This is a genomic window from Streptomyces sp. NPDC004838, from assembly GCF_053600955.1.
Window position 1 is genome coordinate 11,653 of record NZ_JBSGAW010000043.1, and the last position, 22,635, is coordinate 34,287.

Here is a 22,635-nt window from a genome sequence, read left to right on the forward strand (position 1 = left end):
TCCGCTCCTGAGCGGGCCGGACCGCGCGGGCGGGCCCCGGCGGACCTGGTGCGCACATCGCCGGTCCGCCGGGGCCCGCCCCATTGTCACGCCGTGCCCGGCCCGGACACGGTGGGTCCGTTCGCTTTCCCGTCGCCGTCCTCGTTCGTCGAGCTGTCCTCGTTCGTGTCTTCGTTCGTGTCTTCGTTCGTGTTCGTGTTCGTCAGGCTTTCCCCCCAGATCTCCCGGAACAGGCGATCCAGGTCGGGTAGTTCGGGCAGATCCGTCAGATGGTCCAGGTCAGCCGGGTCGGCCGGGCCGGGCAGGTCGGTCAGGTGGTCCAGGCCGGGGAGATCGGTCACGTCGGTCAGGGCGCGGGACGCCTCGGGGTCGGCGAGATCCTTGGAGTCGGCCGCCGGGAGTCCGGTGCCGGGGGCGGTCTCGGCGTCCAACTGATCCAAATCCTCGACGCGTTGGAAATCGGCCAGCCCCGTGCGCAGTTCGTCGGCGGTCAGGATCTGGGCCGCCGGGGCGGAGGAGCTGAGGAACAGCACATCCCGGTCGTCGGGGAGCCGGTCGAGCAGGTCGGGCACCGTCATCAGCTCGTACGGCGGCAGCCGCTTCCCGTCCAGTGAGGACGCGTCCGGGAAGACCGGGACGACGGGAAGTCCGTCCGGTGTCTCGGCCTCCGCCAGACCGCCCTCCGCGTCGACGCAGACCGCCAACTCGGTGTCGGCGAGGACCAGGGCGAGCAGTTTCCGGGATTCGTAGCGGGTGGCCACCAGGCGTACCGCGGCATCGGCGGGGCTGAGCGCCGGGCCCCAGCCGTAGGCGTCGGGCGAGGGCCGGTAGCGGGGGTTCTCCTCCCACTCGACGATCTCGCCATGGGCGTCGCTGCGCCAGCGGCCCATGATGGCCCAGGGCGGCGGCGGTTCGCCTTCGGTGCCGTCCCAATGCCGGTCGATGATCGAGAGCAAGTGGTTGGGCGCGACCTTGGCGGCCTTCACCGTGGGTTCCGGAGGTTCGCGAAACCGGGAGTGGCCGCGCGGCACGGGTCCCACGGCGTCGCCCTCGGCGTCCGCGGGCAGGGCGTCCGCCGTCGGATCTTCGGCGGGCCTCTGGGAAGCGGGGCCGGATGCGGTCACCGGACGCGCGGCGGAGACGCCCGCGGCATCGGCGGACTCGGGGCTGTCGGAGCTGTCAGGGCTGTTGGGGAACTTGGTCATGCCTGGTCACCGGCCTCGGTGGACGCGGTGGCGGACAGGACCGCGGACTCGGCCTGCTGAGCCTGTGCCGTCTCTCCTTCTGCCTCCCGAGCCTCCGCCGCTTCTGCCTCCGCCTCCTCCACCGCGAGGCGCAGCGCGGCGGAATCGACCGTCATGCTCACCGCACCGGAGGGGTTGAGGTACAGCAGATGGCCCTCCGGGAGCCGGTTCAGGGCCTGGGCCGCCGGGAGCAGTTCGTAGGCGAAGCGGCCGGCCGCGCTCAGATGGACGGGCGACGTGAAGACCGGCACCACCGGTTCCTCGTCGGGGGAGAGGGCCGACAGGGGGGCCCGGCCGGGGCCGAGGAGCATCGCGACCTCGGCGGTGGCGAGGGCGCGCGGCACCGCGTCGCCGGGGCCGTAGCCGGTGGCCGCGAACTGGACCGCCTCGTCGACGGGGTCGGTGGGAGCGGGCCAGTCGTACGCCCGCGGAGAGGGGCGGTACTCCTCGTTGGGCCGCCATTCCGCGATCTCGCCGTCCACGCCTGAGCGCCACTGACCGACCACCGCCCAGTTCGGCGGCGCCCCCTGCCCCGTCCAGGTCGGGTCCACCATGCCCAGCCAGTGGTCGGGGGCGCGCCGCGCGGCCTCCCTGATCTCTTCGGGGACCGGTGGCGCGGTGTCCTCGCCGGGCCCGGTCCCGGCGCTGGTGGTGGCTGTGGCTGTGTCGTTCATGGGTTCCTCGGGAGATGTCGGTGATGGTCGTCGAGCATGTGGTCGATGTCCTGGTCCGGGTCTTCGCTGGGCACGAGGCCACGCGCCAGGAACCAGTCCGCGATGAGCTGCCGCAGCAGGTCGGGGGTGACCGGACCGTCGTCGGCGTCGGGCACGACCGCGGGGCCGAGCACCACCAGCAGGCCGAGGACGTCGTCCATGGTGCGCCGGTGGTCGAGGAGCCAGGCGGCCTCGTCCGGGTCCGGGCTCTGGCCGGCCTCGTCCGAGTCCTGGCCCTGGCTCGCCTCGTCCGGCCAGCCCATCTCGACCAGTGCGTGCTCGTCGGGGAAGAGGCCGTCCCTGGCGACCCGCGCGCGCAGTTCCTCCTCGGTGAGCGGGGCGATACTCCGGTAACGGTTCCAGTCGTCCGCGTAGTCGAGGGTGGGAGACTCGGCCGCTCCGGCGGCCCGCAGGTCGTCGAGGACCAACTGCGAGCCCCGCATGATCTCGTGCAGCGAGTGGTGACGGACCGGCAGCATCTCCGCCATCAGCGCGAGCCGCACCAGGCCCAGATCGATGTCCAGACCCCACTGTTCGCGCATCCGCGCGGCCTGGCCCAGCTTCAGGTACGTGGTACCGGAGGTGCCGGCGCGCACCAGGCCGCCGGTGACCTGGGCCGTGGACTGCACGGCGGTGCTCATGGGGATGTCGTAGCGGGCTGCGCCGGGGATCCACGGCAGGACGCCGTCCGGCATCAGCGCCCGCTCGGCGTCGCTCAGCGGCGGCCGGACCCGCTCGGGGGAGAGAGGTACGCGCAGCGCGCGCTCCAGCCGGGCCAGCCGGTCGTGCTCTGCGGGGGTCAGATCGCCGGCCCGGCCGGCCAGTTCCTCATACGCCGTCAATTCGGGGGCGGGCCGCCGCTCGGCGCGATCGGCCTGGAGCTGCGGCGGAGCCTGGAGGGGGAGGCCCAGCAGGTCGGCGGTGGTCCGTAGGCCCGTCCAGAGCATGGCCAGGCGCTCGCGCAGATTGCCGGAGACGGCGACTTCTTCGATACGGTCCCGGTCCACGCCGACCGCGCCGTCGACGGTGGGGTCGTCCGAGCCCAACTCGCGCCAGCGGCCCGCCGCGTCCGCGCGCCGGAACAGTTCGGCCGTCATGACGCCGATCTGGTCGTTCAGTCCGGGGTGGTCGGCGAGGTAGTGGCCCAGGCGCTTCTCGAAGGTCTCGGCCTCCTCCAGGTAACGCACTCGGCCACGGATCCACGCGGGTGCCCGGTCCAGAGTGTGGGTGGCGGCCAGGTCCCGCAGTCGGCGGCGGACGGCCGGGGAGGCCGCGTCCACCGCGCGGGCGGCACGATCCAGTCGGCCCACCCCGGAGCCGTCGGGAGCGAGAGCCGACGCGACGGCCGAGGGCACTCCGGCGAGCCACTGGTCACCGTCGCGGACCAGCAGCGCGGCCGGCGCGGAATCCGGCGTTGCGCCGTGGAAGGTGACCGTGCCGTCCGCCTCCGCGACGGCGGCCGTCACCCCGAGGGCGCGCGCCGCGGCGTCGAGCAGCGGGATCAGCGGCGGCTCGGTGTCCGCGCCCCCGAGCAGGGGGTCGGCGAGCAGCAGCCGCAGCCGTACGGCCGGGCCGGCGGCGAGATCGGCGACGGGCAGCCGATCGCCGAGGAGGCCCGCCTGGGCGCGCTGGGAGACGGTCGGGGTGTGGCCCGCGTGTTCCAACAGGCTCAGCGGCACGTGCGCCGACCGGTCCAGCGGCGGTATCTCCGCGTCGCTGAGGTGGTCGTCGTGGAGGGAATCCGCCAGCCAGTCGCGGAAGGCGGCGCTCCGGCCGGGCTCTTCCGCCGGGAGGAGCCCGGCCAGCGGCGCACGGTCCCCGAACGCGGCCAGCAGAGCGGACTCGGCGGCGCGGCCGGGCCCGGCGGGAGCGGGGCGCAGGGGGTAGCGGGTGCCGTCGAGGACGGCGTCGCCGTCGCCGGTACGGCGCAACTCCCCGTCGTTCACGGGCGTCCGGGCCGCGCCGAGTGTCGTGGAACCGACCGGGGCCAACGGGCCGGGGTCGGCGTTGTGGAACCTGCGGGGCGGGTACGCGGGCTGCTCCACGAGGGTGAGGCGGGCGTACCGCTCTCGGCTCCGCACCTCGCCTTGCCAGTCGTCGGTGACGTCCCGGGCGACCACGGTCAGGGCGCGGCCCGGCGGGTAGAGCACCTCCTTCTCGTTGGGCCACAGCGAGAACGGTGAGATCAGCGGGGCGCTGGAGTACGGCAGGTGGCCGACGACCGGGTGCCGGTCCGCCTCCCCGTCGGCGTCACGCCCGGCGTAGCTCAGCGCCAGGTCCGGGCGCTCGGTGGTGCTGCGGAAGCGTGTGAGGAACAGGGCGCCGTCGTGCAGCAGCGGGGAGGGGCCAGGCGCGTCGACGGCACCGGGCAGCCAGCCTCCCCACCACACCGGGGCGGCCACCGGCGGCAGCGATTCCAGTGCTTCGGTCACCATGTCGACGTGCAGCGCCATGTCGTCGAAGAGGCGGTCCGCGACACGGTCCACGTCGCGGCGCAGATCGGCGAGGGTGTCGGAGTCGCGTTCCGGTTCAGGTTTCTCCAGTTCTTCGGCGAGGTAGGAGGTGGCGTCGTCCAGTTCCGGGTACCGGTGCAGCAACTCGGGCCGGGTCTCGTAGGGGGAAAGGGCGTCTTTTTTCGCCAGGCGCCACACGTGGCCGCGGAAGAGCCCGCGGGCGCCGCGCGTGCCGAAGCGGCTGGCGACGACGTAGGTCTTGAACAGACCGTGGTCGCTGGCGCTGTAGCGGAACAGAGCCGTCAGATGGCCCGGCGACAAGGCGGTCATGGCGCGGCGGCCGGCGTCCCCGAACCGTTCCAGCCACTCCCGGGCGGCTTCCGTGCGCTCGGCCAGGTGCTCGGGGACCTCCGTGTCGTTCAGCGCCCCGGACAGCGCGGCGGCGATGTCCTCGGGGACCTGGATCTCGTGGTTCGAGCGGTAGCGGTTGCTCTCGTGGTAGACCGCGTGGTGGGGCAGGGGGGTCGGCAGGTAGGGGGCGAGGGCGCGGCGTGCCCACAGGTGGAGCCGGGCGCCGTCGCGGGAGAGGGCGGTCCGCTCCTCGTCGGTGCCGATGCCGGCGAGGTGGGAGGCGCGCAGCACCTCGGAGAGGGAGTGATGGTCGCCGGCCACCGACCAGGCCAGCACGGCGGAGCGGAAGGCGAACATCCGGGCGGGGTCCGCGTCGAGGACGCGGTACGCCTGGAGCAGCCAGAGGGCGGGGCCGACGGTGCCGCCGACGTAGCGGAAGCCTCGGCCGTCGTGGGCCATTCGGTGGGCGGCGCCCCGAGGGCCACGTCGGTGGGGCGGATGAGGGGAGCCGATCCGGCCGCGCTCGGAGTTGGCGAGGCAGGTGGGCCGGGTGCCGTACGCGGCTGTGGCGAACGCGCTCATCAGACTGCCCACGCCGGGGTTGCCCGCCAGGAACGTCTCCAGAGCCGGGACCGGGGTGGAGGAGTCCCGGCCGCCCGGTGCCGTGGGAGAGGCGAAGCCGAAGGCCAGGTCGGCGCCGCCCCGGCCGTGAAGTGCGGTGAGGCGGGCGTGGAGCCGGGTGACGGCGTCGACGAGAGCCGCTCGGGTCTGCGGTCGGCCGAGGATGTCCCGGGCCAGGTCGGCCTCGAACTGATAGCTGTACGCCCGCCACTTCTCCTGGGCGTACAGCGGCGCGAAGCGGACGGTGTCGGGCTCGCCGGGAATGCGCCAGCCGGACACCGACCAGGGGTTGCCGGGCAGCACGTCCTGTCCGGTGGGGCCGACCGGGGCGACCTGCTCGACGGGCGGCGGCGGCAGCGGGGGGCCGGAGCGCGCGGCGGGGACGACGCGCAGCCAGCCGCTGGCGCTGCCGTCGGGGTTCACCAGCAGGTGAATGGGGGCTTCCGGGTCGTCGGCGGTCGGGGGGAGGGCGAGACCACCGGTGTCCACGAACACGTCGAGGCCGGTGGCGTCGGCGATGTCCCGCGCCTGGCGCACGGTCCTTTGCGGGGCGGCCCGGGGGCCGCCCTCGCTCTTGACGGTGCAGGACAGCGGAATGAAACCCGTGAAGCCCGCGTCGCGCGGCTTGGAGCCGAAGAACCGGCCGACCGTCTCCCCCGTGGCACCGGACGACAGTCCGTCGAGTCCCCCGACGGTGAAGCCGCCGTCCCGGCCGTGCGAGGACCAGAGGAACGTGCCGCCGGAGCTGGTGGCGGGCAGCGCGTCGCGCCGGGCGACCCGGATGCCGCCGGGTCCGCGGCTCCACTCGATGTAGTGGGTGGCCCTGGCGCGCGGGGGGTGGAACGGCGCGCGCGGCGACCGGTCGGCGAGGGTGAAGGAGGCAGCGCCCACGAACCGTCCGCCGTCGTGGATCGCCTGGACGGCGATGTCACCCGGGGAGGCCACGGTGCGCTCCCGTCCACGGGTCGTTCCAGTAGTCGGGCTCGGGGCGGTACGCGGCGGGGCCGGCCGGCCCGTGGTGGAAGGTGCCCTCGAACTCGTCGCGGTGCGGCGCGGACTCCCAGGCACGGGGGCTGTGGTGGCGGGCGGTCAGGCCGAGGCCGGACAGTTCCAGGTCCATGCCGACGCGCCCGGCAGCCGAGACCAGCACGAACGGCAGGCCGATCGGCAGGTCGGTTTCCCGGACCCCAAGGTACGCACACGCTTGGCTGATCGAATTCCGCAGCTCCTGCCAGGTCAACGGGTTCGTGTGCCCATCGCGCCCACGGTCCCGCTCCAATGCCTGGAAGCCGAGCAGCAGGGCGAGTGTCGCGGCGCGGTCGGCTTCCAGGTGCGGGCCGTAGACGAGGCGGATCGCGCGCAGATGGCCCAGTACTTGCGGGGCGCGGGCAGGGTCGCGGGTGACCTCGTAGGCGAGGCGGGCCAGTTCGGGGCCGGTCGGCTCGGGCCGGAAGGCGGACCAGTCGTCGCCCTCGGCGAGCTGGAACCGGTGCGGGCGCTGGGCGTCGCGGGGAGCGATGAAGGCTTCATGGCCACTCGCTGTGCCCCAGACCCAGTGGTCGAAGAGATTGGCGAGGGCCTGGCCGGGCAGTGGCCGCTCCAGTGGGTCGTGGGACACCGGACCGGTGATGTCGGCGGAGGGGAACAGCAGTGGCCGGTCTGGGTGCAGGGCGGTGAGGACGGGGTCGAGGGCGTGCAGCAGATTGGCGATGCCGTCCGGAGTGAGGACGGCGGGGTCGGCGATGTCCGTGCGGGCGAGCACGAAGCCGGAGGCGTCGCCGCGCAGCCCGACCAGATGGGACTGGGTGAACGGCAGCTCCGCCGGGTCACTCTCGGCGGGCGCGGGGCCTGGGCGCACCCAGGTGTAGTGCAGGGTTTCGGGCAGCAGCGAGTAGTTGTGCGGACGGGGGTCCTGCCAGTCGGCCGGTGACTGGATGGACAGGCCCACCGGGCGGCCGTGGCGATCCTGGTGCCCGAGCAGTTCGACTGCCTCTATCGGCACCCGCGTCCCGTCGGCGGCGACGACCACCTCCGCCCAGGGCATCGGCTCGGGCCGCCGCGCCGGGTCGGCGATGAACTTGAGGGCCTCGTGTACGTCGGCGATCAGGGCGGTGGTGCGGGCTTGATGGGCGGGCGGCACTAGGTGCTGGAATAGGGAGGCTTGCCAGGCGTCGGTGCCCAGGCGAACCAGGGCCGAGTGATGACCGGAGTCCAGCGGCAGGCCGAGTGCGTAGCGTCCGAGCGCCTCGGCGACGAGGTGCGCGTCGGTCCTCGACATCAGTTCGACACGAGTGTCGCCGTTCTGTGGCCAGTGGGCGGCCTCGGCGAGGAAGTCGGCGGTGCCGTGGACGACGGGATGGCCGAGGACGCGTTCGGCGGAAGCACGCAGCAGGGGTTCGGGAAGCTGGGTGCGGAGCCCGGCCGCCTGCTGGTAGCTCCACTCGGTGAACGGCACCAGTTGGTCGGCGGTCTGCCGGACTTGAGGCAGGGTCAGGTAGTCCTGGCCGGTGTCGGAGCCGAACTGGCGCAGCTCCGGCAGGACCAGGGCGAGTGGTAGGCGTCCGTCGTTGGTGTCCAGCTCCGGGTAGTCGTCCAGGCCGACTGTCTCGCGCTGGGTGACCAGGCGGCCGTCGGAGGTGCGGCCGGTGAAGGCGGCTGTCAGGTGCTCGCGTGGGCTGGGACCGGGGGAGGCGCCGGCCGCGGTGGCGTCGAAGAACTCCGCGTAGAACGGCTTGCCCGAGTACACCCGGACATGGTGCTGCAGGTGCCGTGTGATCTCCGTGCGGGCCTCCTCGGCGAGCGCGTCCAGGTCCTCGGTGAGCGGGGCGAGGCGGCCGGCGAGGAAGGCACGGGTGCGGGGGCGCAGCGCCCGCAGAACGCGGTCCAGAGGGTTGCGGGAGGCCACCTGCACGAAGTGCTTGAGGAGGGACGGTCGGCTGTGCATCGAGACCGGGCGGGCCGCGACGTGCTGGTAGACCAGCCAGGAGTAGCCCCACACCTCGTCGATGTCGGGGATGGCGGAGAGGAAGGGCAGGTGCCGTGCCGGCACGTCGCCGCGGCCCAGCAGACGAGTGGCGTAGCGGGCGACGACGCGGTGGCCGTAGCGGCGCCCGGCGTCGAGCAAGTCACGGAACTCGGGGACGTGCACGCGGGTGTAGGCGAGGTCATGGAGCTCGCGGAGCCGACTCGCCGGGTAGCCCGGGGTGGCCTGGACGTAGTAGGTGGCGTCGTAACCGATGGCACTGGGCATGACCCCCACGTTGGCACCGAGCTCGGTGAACTCCCAGCCGTCCGCCTCGGGCAACAGCGCGCGCAGGGGGACGCCCCGCTGCCCGACTCCGACTCGCATGGATTCCGCGCCCAGCCGCTCGTCCACGCTCCGGAGCTGCGTGAGCGCCCGCTCCAGCCGGCCCATCGCCTCCTGCGGGGACTGGTACCGCTCACCGGGCACGGTGGCCATCGGGTCCAGGACGAACTCACCAATGCTGAGCATCACATTGTCCGGTTCCGGCTCGCCCGGCCGGGGCTCGGGGCGGTACAGGTGAAAGCGGCCGTCGGCGGCACGCCAGAAGTGCCAGATGTCGGTGACCACCTTGATGCCAGGTGCGGTGGCCAGCACCTCCTTGGCGCCGAGTTCGCCCGGGCCCTGGAGGAAGAAGGCGCGCTTGTCCTCCACCTCCAAGCCCAGGCCGGCGTAGCGGTGTTCGGTGGGGGCGTCGAGGATGGCGTGTGTGGTGGAGGACGAGTGGGTGAACGGTGGCAGGGCGTTGGGCAGGACCTGTCCGGTGGGGCCGATGAGTACGGCGCGGGCGTCGGCGGCGGCGATCTCCGGTGGCTCTGAGGACAGGATGCGGGGGGTGGGTGCCGACAGGTCGAGCCAGACCACTTCGCCGTCGGGGAGATGGCGGGCGGCCCAGGCGTGTCCCAGGGCGGAGCCCTGGCGGTGGGCGAGGACGAACGCGGTGGTGCCGGGTTCGGCGGTGCGGACGGCCCGGTGCACGGTGTCCCAGGAAGGGACGCGCTGCCAGCCGGGACCCGGAGCGAGGCCGCTCTCAGGTCCGGGGCCGCCGATCGCGCTGTCGTCGAGGGCGGTCGCGGCTTTCACCCCGCCCGGGTACAGTGCTTTGCTCAGTGCGCCGAGGAGTTGCAGGCAGCGCTCCAAGGAGAGGCCGCTGCGAGTCTCCCGGTTGATGACCTCAAGGGCGGTGACCAGCAGCCTCGCACGGTCGCGTACAACCGGGGAGACGGACTCGTTGCCCGGCGGCGAGGATGTGTCGATGGTGCGGGCGGGCTCACCGGGCGCGGCGGTGACGATGGCGGTGAGCGGTTCCGCGTGGACTGGGGGGCGGCGGTCGGCGGGCGCGGCGGACAGCGAGCCGAGCAGGGAGCCGGCGGTGCCGACGCCATGGGTGCGACGCTGACTGTCGAGGGTTTCGGCGAGCCGTGCCAGCGCGCTCCGCGCGGCGGTCCGGTGGGCGGTCTGCGTCGACAGGTGGTGGCGCAGGGCACCCAGGTTCCGCTGGGCGTCCCCCAGCCGGGCCCGGTTCTTGTCGTGCTCCGCGGTGCGCCGGTTGAGGGTGCGGGAGGCGACCTGCTCGGTGCGGGCGGCCACAGCCACCGCCTCGTCGCTCTGCCGCCGGCGGAGGTCGTGTTCGGTGCGGGTGTGTTCGAGGGCGTGGGTGGCATCGGTGCGGGCGTCGAGCGCGGCGGCCAGTTCGTCGGCGCGACGCTCGTACTGGGCTGTGAGTTCCCGCCAGTTCCGCGCGGTCTCCGTGACGTCGTCAGGGGACGGGACGACAGTGGCCTCGTCAGCCTCGTCAGCCTCGTCAGCCTCGTCGGGGTTCGGATGTCCGGCTTCGCGGGGCTCGGACTGGGCCTGCTGCCAGGCCAGCCGGGCCTGTTCGACCCGGTCGGCGGTGGGCAGGGCCTCGGCGGCGCGGATGGCGGCCTCCGCATCGGCCAGTTCCTGTTCGGCGGCCAGGATCGCCGCGGTGGCGGTCTCGCGGACGGCGGCGGCCGACGACGCGGCCTCGCGGTGGGCGGCCTGGGCCTGCTGGTGGGCGGTGCGGGCGTCGTCGAGGGCCGCCTGGGAGGAGTGCAACGCCTCTGCCGCGGCCGTCAGTTCGTCGCGAAACTCCTGCTCGAGTGCGGCGTCCCGCTTCAGGACGGCGACAGCGTCGTCGAAATCGGCGGTGGCGTCCGCCCATCCCTGCCAGTCGGCACGGGTGGCGTCGGTGGCATCGGTGGGGGTGCCGTCCGCGGCGAACGGCCAGTGGCGAAGGCCGTCGGTGGTTCGCACCACCAGTTCCACCGGTCGGTCCGCGAGTACGGCGGTGCGGGAGGCGGCGTACAGGGCGTGGGACAGGCGGCGTCCGTGGGGGTCGTCGCCGAGGCTGAGCCACAGCCCGGCGGTGGAGTCCTCCGGGTCCAGTCCGGCGGCGAGCGCGGAGGGCAGATCGGTGAGCGGGTGTTGGGCCCAGTCGCGCAGGTCCTCGGCGTTCTGCCGGGCGAGCAGCGCGGGCACGTCGTAGACCCCGGCGTAGGGGCGGGCGGCGAGGACGCCGAAGCCGAGCAGGTCGGTTTCCCACAGTCGGACCCCGGCGGTGCCGGTGACCCAGCGGGTGCCCTTGGTGCCCTCGATGGTGAGGACGACGTCGACCTGTGTCTCGTAATTGCGGGTGCCGCGCCGGTCTTTGGGCGCGGTGGAGCGGCCGGTGTTCAGCCGGTTCAGACTGCTCCCGGTGGTGGTGCCCCCGTAGGAGGAGGTGTGCGGCTGCTGGGCGGTGAGCGGCGCGTCGAACGTGAAGTGATGTGGCCTGGCCGAGGGCAGGCCGCCGCCGCTCTGGTTGGTCAGGGCGGCGGAGCTGCCCGCGGTCGTGGTGGAGGCGGCGCCCTCGGCCCGGTGGCGGCGCCGGTCGACGGCGATGTCGTCGGTGTTGGTGATCGGCTGGGGCGAGTAGAGCGCGAGGGAGACCGTGGGCATGTCGCCGGGGGTGCTGAACGGCCAGCTCCCGGGCATACGGTTGGTGAGTCCGGCGCCGGCCCGGGGCGCGTCGAGGTTGATCCGCCCGGCCTGGATGAGTTCGCCGAGGCGAATGGCGGCGGCCTCGGCCGACATGCTGACAGGCAGGCCCCAGTCGGCGGTGAGCGCCGGGGCGACCTCGTGCAGTGCCCGCGCCAGCGCGTCGAAGCCGTTGAAGTGGAAGACGGGGGTGGGGCCGGTGGGCACCAGGCGCGGCGCGGACGGCTTGGGCACATCCGGTGTCGGCGGCCCGGCCGGGTCCTGGAGCATCGGGTCACTGCTGTGCAGTTGGGGCGGCAGGGGGGTGCGGGCCTTCTGCGGTGGCGTCGCCTCGGAGCCGACGAAGCGCAGCACGGTGGTGGCCGTGACGGAGACTTTGGCGGCGGGACGGCCGTCCAGCAGCCGCTCGAGCCAGGTGGCCTGTTCGCGCGAGGCCGAGTTGTCCGGGCCGCTGAAGGACAGGATCCGGCCCTGGAGTAGCCCGCCGGGCAGGTTGGCGGGCCACTCGCCGAGGAGCCGGGAGCGCACCGAGGCGGTCAGGTTGTAGTTCACGGAGTCGAAGTCGGCGGTGTTGCCGGTGCCCATCCAGAAGCGGTCTTCGCCGGTCGTGTCGTCGCGCAGTACGTGCGTCCGCCGGTTGGCGAACGCGATGGTGGGGCCCTCACGGTCGATGCGCAGGTCACTCCCCCGATGGGGGAAGCCGGCGACCGGGACCACAGCGCCCTGTTGGGTGCGGGTGACGGTGCGGGTGGTGGACTCGCCGTGGGGGGTGTGGGCGTGGATCTGTTCCATACCGCCGTTGGTCACGGGTCGGCCGAGCAGATTGCGCAGGGCATCCGTCTCCAACTCGGGTTCCGCGCTCAGGGTTACTTCGACCAGCCGGGCGCCGCCGTAGGCGGAGTGCACGAACTGGAAGGAGGCTCCGGCCGTGCCGCGGGCCGGCAGCGCGCGCAGGGCGGACGGCTCGGTGCGGCGGGCGATCTCGGTCGCGACGCCGGGCAGATACGAGGCGTGCCCGGGGCGGGTGGCGCCGGGAGCCTCCTTCTCCACGAGCCGGGTCAGTTCGGTGCCCAGGAGGTCGCGCCGCTCCGCGCCGTTCCGGTCGAGCTGGGTGAGCGTCAGGACGCTGCCGAGGCCGAGGGTGCGGGTGCGGGCGAAGGCGTCCGGCAGCGGGACGGTCCGTTCGACGGGTTCCGGGAGGGTGAGGCCGGAGGCCAAGGGGAACCAGTGGGAGTGGCGGGAGAGGGACGCCTCCGGCAGATGGAGGGTCACCGCACGCGGCAGGTCGACGGCGACGGTGACCGGGGCGGCCTCACCCAGACCGATGGAGTTCCCGAAGAGGTTGCGGACACCGTACCTGACGGTGACCAGGAGGGTGGCGTCGGCGCCGATCAGATGGTGGGTGCCGCTGTGGGTGGGATTGCGGGTGGCCTTGGTGCTCGTGGTGCTCGCCTTCACCTTTTCGGCGCGGTGCGCGTAGTCGTAGCGGACACCGGGGTGGTACCGCCTGGCCGGCCAGGTCTCCGCGGGCTGTGCCACGGGCAGGCCCGTCATGGCGCCGGTGACCTGGTGGGTGACCGAGCCGCCGTGCTGTTGGACGGCGGAGTCGCCGGAGGCGGTGGACTGCTCCGTCTGCACGACCCCGCTGCCCAGGTGGCGCGGGTTGTGCAGATAGCCCTGGATCTCCACGGACACGAGCTGGTCGGCGAGCAGGCCGGGCAGGACGAGTCCCTCGATGACATAGCGTCCGCCGAAGATCTGCAGGGCGCGGGCGAGCAACTGGCCGGGCCGGAGACCGGCGTGCCGGGCCTGGGCGGCGAGGGCGCCGGGGTCGCCCTGGGCTGCGCCGAGCGCGGAGTCGGACACCCGCCGGTACGCCGCGGCGCTCCACAGGTGAGAGGCCCTGGCGAAGTGGGACAGGGGCGAGCCCAGTGCGGCGGCGAATTCACCGACCCGGTTGACCGGGCCGGTCGAGCGGGCGGGGACGGCCTGCCGGGCCTGGTCCAGGAGTCGCCGCGCACCGTCGCCCGACTGGGAGGCCAGGCCGGACACGGCCGCCAGGGCGGAGTCGACGGCCTTGGCGAGAAGTCCGGGCGGGGGTTTGCCCGGGTGGGTTCCGGCGGCGACGGCGGACAGGGCCTCCAGCAGGGCGGCGGTGCCGCGGAAGCTGGTCACGAGGGCGCCCTCGGGCAGCCGTATCAGCCCCGGCAGCGGCTGACCGGCGTCGTCGGTCAGCCGGAGGCGGACGGTGTCGTCGGCCGCCGAGTTGTCGGTGACGGGGCTGCGGAGCGTATGGCTTGGGTGGGCAGTGGGGCCCGCCCCGGCCGTGGGGGGCCGGGTGAGGCTGTGCGGAACGAGGAGTGAGACAGTCCCCGAGGCGCCCTGCGGAGCGGCGGCGGGCCCGACGGGTACGAGAGGGAGTGCGTCGCCGGTCCCGTCGGGGCCGGACGTGGTGTCGCCGTCCGCGTCGGCGGAGAGGTCGGCGAACCGGATCAGCGGGGTGTCGCCGGCCCCCTCGTAGAGGTCGAGCTGGAAGATGGCGGGGACGGTGAAGAGGTCGCTGCCGTCCTTGCCCACAAAGGTCTGCTCCAGTCCCGTGGTGTCGCCGACGGCCACCGCCCGCGTGCTCTGCTTGGCCGCCGTGTACGCGGGTCCCAAGCTCATCGTGCTGACGCCGCGGATGACGGGCAGTCGAAACGCGCCGTCGCCCCCGAGGGAGCCGGTGAGGGCGGTGCCGCGCCGCCGGCTGCCGCCGCCCTCGTAGGTGCTGGTGCCGTACGTGTGGACGTCGGGCAGTCGGCGGGTGTGCTCACTGGGGCGGGTGGCGTCGCGGACGGCGGAGAGCCGGAGCTGCACCCGGCGGGTGGCGGCGACGGTGGCGGGCTTCTCGAAGAACAGCGGGTGACCGCCGTCCACGGCCTCCGGCATCGCGAGCGCGAGGCCGATAGAGGTGCGGAGCTGACCGAACCGCCGAAGGTTGGCGAGCTGCGCCCGGCGCAGCGGCTCGTCCAGGTGAATCCACGAGGAGGACGCGTTGGCGGGCGGCAGAAAGCCCTCGATACGCAGCCATTCATCGGCCCGTTTGAGCATGTCGGTCAGGGCGGTGCTCTCGACGCGGAACGGCAGTTCGGCGTAGCCGATGCTGTCGAGGTGCTCCAGCCTCTCGGGCAGGGCCCGCACCGCCTCGCCGAGCGGGGGCTCCCCGGCCACCACGTCATCGGGCGGCACCAGCAGCCGCACCCCGTCCTCCCAGGAGTCGAAGGTGCGGCTGACCTTGCCGCCTTCGGCGCGGTGCAGGATGACCTCGTAACCGACCGTGGCCGGGGTGTGGAGCTGGCCGCCGGTGGTGTAGGCGCCGTGCATGAGATTCGCGGTGCCGGTGCCGGTGAGGGCCTCGTCGTTCTTCCAGGCGCCGCCGATCCGGCCCTGGAGGCCGCCGCCGAAGTGGGTGGAGGCGTTCGGGTGGCCGGCCGCGTGGTCGGTGGTGAGGATCGGCCCACCACTGGCATCCAGCCCGACGCCGCTGCTGAGCTGGACCGACTGCTCGACGGTGGTGCCGTGGCTGAGGTAGGTCTCCAGGGAGAACATGTCCTTGGGGCTCTGCCACAGGGGCTGTTCGGGCGTCACATGGGCGATGAGCTGGACGACGCCGACGGCGTTGTCGCCGGTATCGCTGAGGATGGCGGAGTACACGCCGCCGCCGGTCTGCGGCAGCAGGGTGCCGCGCAGGAACGGCTCGGCGAGGAAGTCCTCCAGGGCCTGTTTGGAGCTGGTGTTGAGGCGGTTGAGGGCCGCGAAATCAGAGTGGTTCGTGAGTTTGGTGTACAGGCGGCGCGGGTTGGACACGCTCTCCACGCCCCACAGGGGCAGGTCGTCCAGCGCGGCGGGCTTGGGCAGTTCGGCCGGGTCGGCGCCGACGGCGCGGTGCCCGGGGAACCAGCCGGTGACCGTGCCGTGCGAGCGCTTGGCCAGCCACTTGTCATGGGCGTCGCGCCGCGAATCCAGCCGCACCTCCCACAGTGCGTCCATATCGAGAGGGCGGGCCGGGTCCTTGGCGAACTGCTTGCTGGTGATCTGGAAGGACTCGCCGACGGTGACGCTCTGCGTCAGCTGGTTGTGGGTGAGAGACGTGGCCAGGGAGAAGCTTCCCGAGCGCAGGGGGCCCGCCCCGTCGACGGGGTGGTGCAGCGTCCAGGAGAACACGCCGGTGCGGTTGTTGCCGGAGCTTTCCCCGGCGGTGTACGTCTGGCTGCCGATGGCCCGCTGCTCCACCTGTGTGTCCGGCGGGGCAGGGGCGCCGACGCCGTACCGCTCGGAGGGGCGCGTGTCGCCGTGGGTGAGCCGGATGTCGACGGTGTGGTCCCGGCCCGCGTGGCGCACGGTGATCCGGTGGCCCTCCTCGCTGCGCAGGTAGGGCCGGTTCGCCTCGACGGTCTCGGCGGTGAGCAGGGGCGCGAGCCGGTCGCGCAGGGCGGCGGCTTCCTGCGTGTCGGCGGACACGCCGAGGGCGGCGATGATCTGTTCGTACAGACCGTCGAGGGCGGTCTGCGGGGTGCTGTCGAAACGGACCAGACCGACGTGCCCGTCGGGGAGTGCGCCGTACCTGACCGCGTAGTCGGACAGCTTGGTGGGGGGCGCGGGCTCAGGGGTGACCGCCGGGGGTTCGGTGGGGTCCGAGGGCTCCGGGGGTTCGGCGGGTTCCGCGTGCTCCGGGGAGACCGCCGGGGGCGCGGCGGAGGCAGTGGGCAGGGCGACGTGCTCAGGTCTCAGGTCGCCCCGGCGGGCCGCGTACAGAGTATGCGCCAGGAGGTTCGCGGACAGTGACGGATCCCAGCCCATCCTGACGGCGTACGTGCTCACCATGTGCTTGAGTTCCGGCAAGGTGAGCATGCCGGGGTCGGTGCCGCCGGCCGCCAAGGACCGCAGCTCCTCCAGGGCGCCGAAACCTTCGATCAGTGCGTGGAACTCGTCCTCGCGGGTCGCGTCGGAGTCGATGTCCACGCCGTGGGTCAGGCGCAGGGCCCGCACCCAGCGCAGGGCGCGACGGGGGCGCCGCGCCGAGGTGTGGGAGAGCCCTCCGAGGTCGGCGAGGGCTTCGAGAGCGGCGGATCCGGGCTCGCGACGGAGCTTGCGGACTTGGCCCGTCGGGTTGTCGGGGTCGTCGGTCATGATCAAGCGCGGTGGCAGGCCGTCCTCGGCCTCGCTGGGGCTGATCGGCCTGTCGGTTACGTAGAGGGGGTGCTCGCCCAGCTCGTTGACGACGTACTGGGCGTAGCCGGGGTCGTTGAGCAGGTCCTGCGCCGGGTCCAGCTGGCCCAGCTCACAGAAGACGCCCCATACCGGATGTGTTTTCGGCAGTGCCTGCAGACTCTTGCGCCGGGCCAGCATCCGGCCCATCTCCCGGGGTGGGACCGATTGGTAGGCACCGGTGTTGCGGTTCGGCAGAACACCTCGTGCTCGGCTGGTGTGGCCGACAGCGGCGTAGGCGCCGCCTAGTCCGAGGGGCAGCCGCAGCAACAACCTGCCCTGATTGCCGGGCCGTCCGTTGGTGTAGTGCTCCACGGCGGACAGGGACCGCAGCGCCTGCTCGAAGACCGCCATGTCCGACGCGGTCAGGAATGCCCGCCCGGCCAGGTTCAGTCCCTCGAACGTGGGGAGCGGGTACGAGTGGATGTCACTGTCGGAGATGACGGTTCCGTCGGTGGCGGTGACGGTGGCCGAAGGATGGTCCGGGACGAGCCCCGGGTCGGCGGGGACCCACGTACCGACCGGGGCACGCTGACTGGACACATACTCACCGATCGGGATGTGCACAGGGGCGGTCGGCTTGTTCAGGAGCGGCACCCGGCGGCCGTCGGGTGCCGGCTGGAGCCGTAGTTCGCCGTAGGTGAACCAGGTGCGTGTACCGGTGCGATCGGCGATGGTCCGCGCCAGGGTCTCGTTCCAGCCGTTCTCCTCTTGGATCAGCAAGACCAGAGGGGCGTCCGGTGGCCGGTCCGGGTCCCAGCGCACGAGTTCGGCGAACTCGTCGTCCGGAACGGGGATTCCGTTCGCCAGCACCAGTCCGTTCTCGTCGCGTTCCGCCACCTCCGCCCAGGCGGTGGGTCCCCAGAGCGAGTCGTCCACGCTGTCGGGAGTGGCGGTAATGGTGAGGTGAAGGCTGATTTCGCGGTCAGGGTTCCAGTTCCGGCCGTTCGGTGTGCCGTCGGGGCCGATGAGCAAGGAGCCCTGCGGATAGCCATTCCGGGTCAGCCCGTATGCGGCGATGGCGGCCAGGGTGCCATGGCGGTTCCGCCGGTAGGCACTGGTCGCGATGGTGAGGGCATCGAAGTGCTCGGCCGCTTCCACCCGGGCGGTGGGCGGCAAGTGCAGCACCATACGGGTGATGCCGTCCAGGTCCAGGGGCCTGGGGTGGCCGAAGCGGGGGTGCCTTGCGCGCGCGGTGTCGATGACGCGCAGGGCGGTGAACAGCCCTTGTCGGGTCGCGTCCGGCAGGGGCACATGGCCGAAGTTGGTGTGGAGGATCTCCTCTAGCTCGCGTAGACGTTGCGCTACGGGATCGACTGCGGATGGTGGTGCGGAGGCGGAGGCGGAGGCGGAGGCGGTGGTGGTGGCGGAGGCGGAGGCGAGTTGGCTCGGCGGAGCGATGGCGGGTGCCGGGGCGGGGGTGTGGGCCTGTGGGACATGTTCTCCGGTGGTGCCGTCCCACAGGGCTCGGACGGCTTCGTACGCGCGGCTCCCGTCGCCCGTGTTGCCTTCGGCGATGTCCCACAGGGCGCGGGCGCGGGCGAAGGCTTCGTTCTCGGTGTCGGTGGCGTCGACGGGGTTGACCGGCTCGATGCGCGGGTTCTCGCCGTAGAGGCGTTTGAGCAGCGGATACAGGGTCGGCTGCTGCTCACGCACCCACTCCGGGCCGTCGTTGGCGCGGGGCAGCCCGGTGTACGGGTCGGTGCCGCCGTTGGCCCTGAAGTACACGTTGGTGAGCTGGGCGAAGAACTCGTCCTCGTCGCGGCTGCTGTAGTTCGGTTCGCTGCGGCTGCCGTCGGGCTGGTGGCCGTAGAGGGCGCCGTCGGGCCAGGCGCCCGACTCGTCCTCCTGCTGGGCGGCGTTGTAGGCGTCCGTGATGAGCTGCCGGTCGGCGGCGTCCAGTCCGCGCTGGTGGATGGTGTGGGCGACTTCGTGCAGCGTGGTCGAGTAGCCGTCGGGGTAGGCGGACTCGTCGGTGGGGACGGTGGTGCGCTCGCCGAGCAGGTTCTCCTCGGTGGCGGCGGCGGAGCCGGAGTGCACGTGGACGCCGCGGACTTCTTCCCACGGGCGGCCGTCGACGCTGCGCAGGCCGCGCAGGTCGCGGAAGGCGTCCAGGGAGGTCATGGCCTCGTGACGGGGTACCACCACGACCCGTGAACCGCCCTTGAGAAGCCGTGCCGCGACCTCGGGATCGTGCAGCATCCGGCCGACCAGGGTACGGGCGGTGCCACCGGCGGAGACCGGCTGTTCGACTCCTGCGGGTATTCGGGTGATCAGGTCGGCGGCGACGGCGGCGAAGTCGGTCTGGGGAAGCCGGGCGCGCAGGGCGTCGATGAGGGCGGGGTCGGCGGCCAGCCGTTCGCGGTCGCCGGACGACAGCTGGGCGAGGGCGGCGGTGCGGTCGGCGGCGGACAGACCGGGCAGTCCGGCGGCCAGTGCGCGCACCGGGTCGGCCGTCACCTCGGGGGCGGTGCGCAGGGTGTCGGCGAGCGCGGTCAGCTCGGCGCGCAGAGCGGGCAGTTCGGTGTCGGTGACGCCGAGGGTGTGCCAAGTCCGCTCATGGCGTTCGAGGGCGGCGGGGTCCAGGGCGGCGGCGTCGAGCAGTTCGCTGAGGCGTACCGCGAGGGAGGGAGCCGAGTCGGCGGGCCGGGCGGCTTCGTAGGCTGCCGCGTGCCCGGCGGTGAGCACGCTCACGCGGGGGCCGTCCGCAGGGGTGCGGTGCAGTGCCCAGACGAGGTCGAGCAGGTCGCGTCCGCGCAGCTCCGGGCCGGTGCCGGTGGCCAGGGCGAGAGCGGCGTCGGCGAGCGAGTCGGCGGGTGCGGGCAGGGTGAAGCCGTCTGCCGTGACGGTGGCGGCGGGCGTCCGGTCCGTGGCCGCGATCCTGACCGCGACGCCGTTCACCGTCAGTCCGATGAACCGGTCGCCGTTCCTGACGTCCGTGATCCGCACCGAGGCACCGGGGATCTCCCGCTTCAGGGCCTGGCGGATCGCGGTAGCAGGAGGCAGGGTGGCCGCGGGCAGTTGGAAGTCCACCGCGTCCAGCGGGCGGGGCAGCCCGAACTGCACCCGTCCACGAGCGGCTCCGGCCAGCACCACGGCGTGACCGTTGGCGTGCAGCGCGGCACTGACCCGCCGCCCCATATCGAGTTGGGTGAGGTCGGACCCGTACACAGGAACGGATTCCCCGACTTCCCCGACGGAGGGGGAGGGCGGTTCGGCGGGGTCCACGGACACCGAGGGGCCCGCCGGGGGCGCGGCGGAGGCGGTGACGAGCCGACCGGGAAGTCCGGCGGGGGGCACGCGCGTCGGATCGGGCCTCACCATGGCGGGGGCGGTCGGCGGCGTGGTCGGCTTGTCGGTGCGGGACGTGGTGGCGGGGCGCTGCGGGGCGTCCGGCCCGATGGACTTCCCTGTCGTTGCCGGGCGCTTGATGGGGCCGGGCCCGCCGGATTCCAGGGACGGACGGAGGGGCGGGGCGATGTCCGGCTCGGTCGTGGCGGTGGTGCTCGTATCGGCTGCGGTGCGATCGGTGACATCGGTGACGGACTCCACGGTCCGCAGCGCCTCCGGCGTGACCAGGGGCCCGGTGGCGGGGTCTGCGGTGGGCGTGAGCCCGGCGTGGCGCAGCAACTGGCGCAGGGCCGTGGCCGCGTTGGCGGTACGGCGGCGCTCGCGCTCGGCGGGAGACAGCGCGGGGTCGTCGGCGTGCAGCCGGATGTGCCACTGGTCGGAGGGGGCGGGCCGGTCGGTCGCGGAGAGCCGGACCGCGTCGGCGGCATCGGGGTCGGCCACCACGTTCAGGTCGATGTGGAGCTGGTCGCCGGAACGGGGCAGCAGCAGCCCGTGGTTCACCTGGGCGTGGAGCAGCTCACGGCCGCGCTCCCGCAGATCGGCCAGGTCGTCGGCGGTGAGACCGGGCCCCGGACGCACCGGAATGTCCACGGTGAGGGAGCGCACCCAGCGTCCGTCGTCGGCCTGCACGCGCCGCACCTCGGTGTGAACGGTGGTGATGCCGTCGCTCGGGACCAAGGTGCCGCTCGGTTCGGTGTGCCGTACGGCGTCGACGGCCGGGCCCGGTATCTCGGTCTGTACGACGGTGACGGGGGCCGCTGCCTGGCGGGGCCGCCACTGTTCGGGGTGGACCGGGTCGCGGGCCGTGTCGGCGGTGGACGGCTGGGGAGCGAGAGGCGTGGTGGCCTGGTCGGCGCCCTCCGGTACGCGGGACTCCTGAGCGGCGTCCGGCTCCTGGATGGCGTCCGGCTCATCGACGGGGTCGGTGCGCCGGCCGGTGTCGGGGGCGGCCTGGCCGGAGGTCGTCCGGTCGGTGGCGGACGGGGTGGACTGAGAGGTGGGAGCGGACTGGGAGGTGGGGGCGGACTGGGAGGTCGGGGTGCCGTTCCGGTCGTCCGCAGCCCGGCCGGAGCGCGGATCGCCGTTTGAGCCGATGTCCGGTGCGAGGGCTCCGGTGAAGGCGGTGGGGGTGGTGCGCGGCAGGAAGGCGCCGGTGTTCCCGCCGGAGGTGTGGGCGGTGGTGAGGGGCGAGGTGGCCGAGACGGGGCTGGAGGCGGTGGGGACCGGGGTGGTGAGGTCGGGCAGCACAGGGGAGTTGACGAGCGGGCTGGTCGAAACTGTGCCGACCGGGAGGATGCGCGCCGTGATGTCCGGGCCGTTGGTGTGGAACGGGTCGACGCCGCCGCTCCGCGAGAGGTCGGGGACCACGGTGTTGACGGGGGTGCCGGTGGGGAGCGGCTGGACGGTCACCGGGGGTACGGATGTGAGGTCGGGCGGGGAGGTCAGCGGCTGCGGCAGGGGCTGTTCGGTGATGACCGGGGAAGGGACGTCGGACGACGTGACAGGGATCGGCGACGGGGAGGGCGTGGAGGACGAGGTGGTCGTGCTGCCGGCCGACGGGGGTGCCGGGGCGTGGACGACGGGAGCACCGCCGCCCAGCGGGTGGCCCGGACCGGGCAGTTGGTTGTAGGGGGTGAAGTCGTCCTCGCCGCCGAAGAACTTCTTGCTGAGGTCGGACGAGAGCTTTTCCACGACGAGGCCGAGGAGCAGTTCGGTGACGGCGCTGAGGCTGCCCCCCGCCAGCGACATGGGGTCGAACTTCCAGCGATCGTGGAAGATGCCGCCGGTCAGGAACTCGGAGAATGCTTCGCTGGGCCCCTCACTGGCCGCGACGTTGAAAACCTCCCCGAGGAACTGCCCCCACTTGTCGTCGTTGAAGTTGTTGAACTGGTTCTTGTAGATGCTGTTGATGCGATCGGAGATGATGGAGCTGAAGAACCCGGCGAAGGCGCCCATGACGAAGGATTCAACGATGGCACCGCCGTCGATGCCGTCCGGACGGCGGTTGCCCTCGTTGAGCCCGATCATCGCCAGCCGCACCGCGAACGTCGTCAGCGCCTCCTGTAGTGCCTGGCTCAGCGCGGGCAACAGGTGGGCCTGGTTGAGCAGCCGATGGAGGATGGCGATGATCGTCGCCGCCTTGCGCGCCTTGGCCGCCGCGGCCTGACCGATGGAGGCCCCGAACGTGAAGAACGAGAGCGCGGCGATGATCGCCAGTTCGATCAGGAGCAGGGTCAGCTCCGCCATGATCTGGAACTTGGCCTCCATGATGACGCGCGACTGGTTGACCCGGTCGTCCGCCACCTGGCGCAGCTGATCCGAGAGCTGTCGCAGATAGCCCGCCCCGCCGCGGCCGACCAAGGGGGCCATTGCCTCCTTGAAGCTCGCCGCGACCTGTGGCGGCAACGCCCCGTCCACCTTGTCGATCAGCTCGGGTAGCCGATCGGCCATGGCGTCCAACTTGTCGGCGAGGTCGTGGTACGCGTACTGGTTGGCGTACGCCGCGTCGGAGGACCCCGTCGGCGGAAACTCACCGATCAGGACGAAGAAGAGAATCCTGAGTTCTTCCGTGAACTCAAGGAAGTCGGAGAGTGGGTTGGCGGAGGAGGACCCTCCCTTGCCGACGCTCATAG

Annotated in this window: 4 protein-coding genes; all 4 read right to left on the reverse strand. The window is 72.8% G+C overall.

From position 1 onward, the window contains the following. Positions 1–86: 86 nt before the first annotated feature. The 4 genes from ACWEFL_RS33485 to ACWEFL_RS33500 are packed head-to-tail and all read right to left on the reverse strand — an operon-like array spanning position 87 to position 22,633. On the reverse strand, positions 87–1,205 hold the full coding sequence (locus ACWEFL_RS33485) for a type VII secretion system-associated protein (protein ID WP_451720219.1): 1,119 nt from the start codon (positions 1,203–1,205) through the stop codon (positions 87–89). Beyond that, positions 1,202–1,918: a type VII secretion system-associated protein gene (locus tag ACWEFL_RS33490; RefSeq protein WP_451720222.1), complete on the reverse strand. Its 717-nt coding sequence runs from the start codon at positions 1,916–1,918 to the stop codon at positions 1,202–1,204. Before ACWEFL_RS33490 ends, ACWEFL_RS33485 begins: the two co-directional genes overlap by 4 nt. Then, positions 1,915–6,327, reverse strand: coding sequence for a hypothetical protein (locus ACWEFL_RS33495; RefSeq protein WP_451720225.1), 4,413 nt, complete (start codon positions 6,325–6,327; stop codon positions 1,915–1,917). Before ACWEFL_RS33495 ends, ACWEFL_RS33490 begins: the two co-directional genes overlap by 4 nt. Next, positions 6,311–22,633 (reverse strand): lonely Cys domain-containing protein, encoded by a 16,323-nt coding sequence (locus tag ACWEFL_RS33500; protein ID WP_451720228.1) that lies wholly within the window; start codon positions 22,631–22,633, stop codon positions 6,311–6,313. Before ACWEFL_RS33500 ends, ACWEFL_RS33495 begins: the two co-directional genes overlap by 17 nt. Positions 22,634–22,635: the final 2 nt, after the last annotated feature.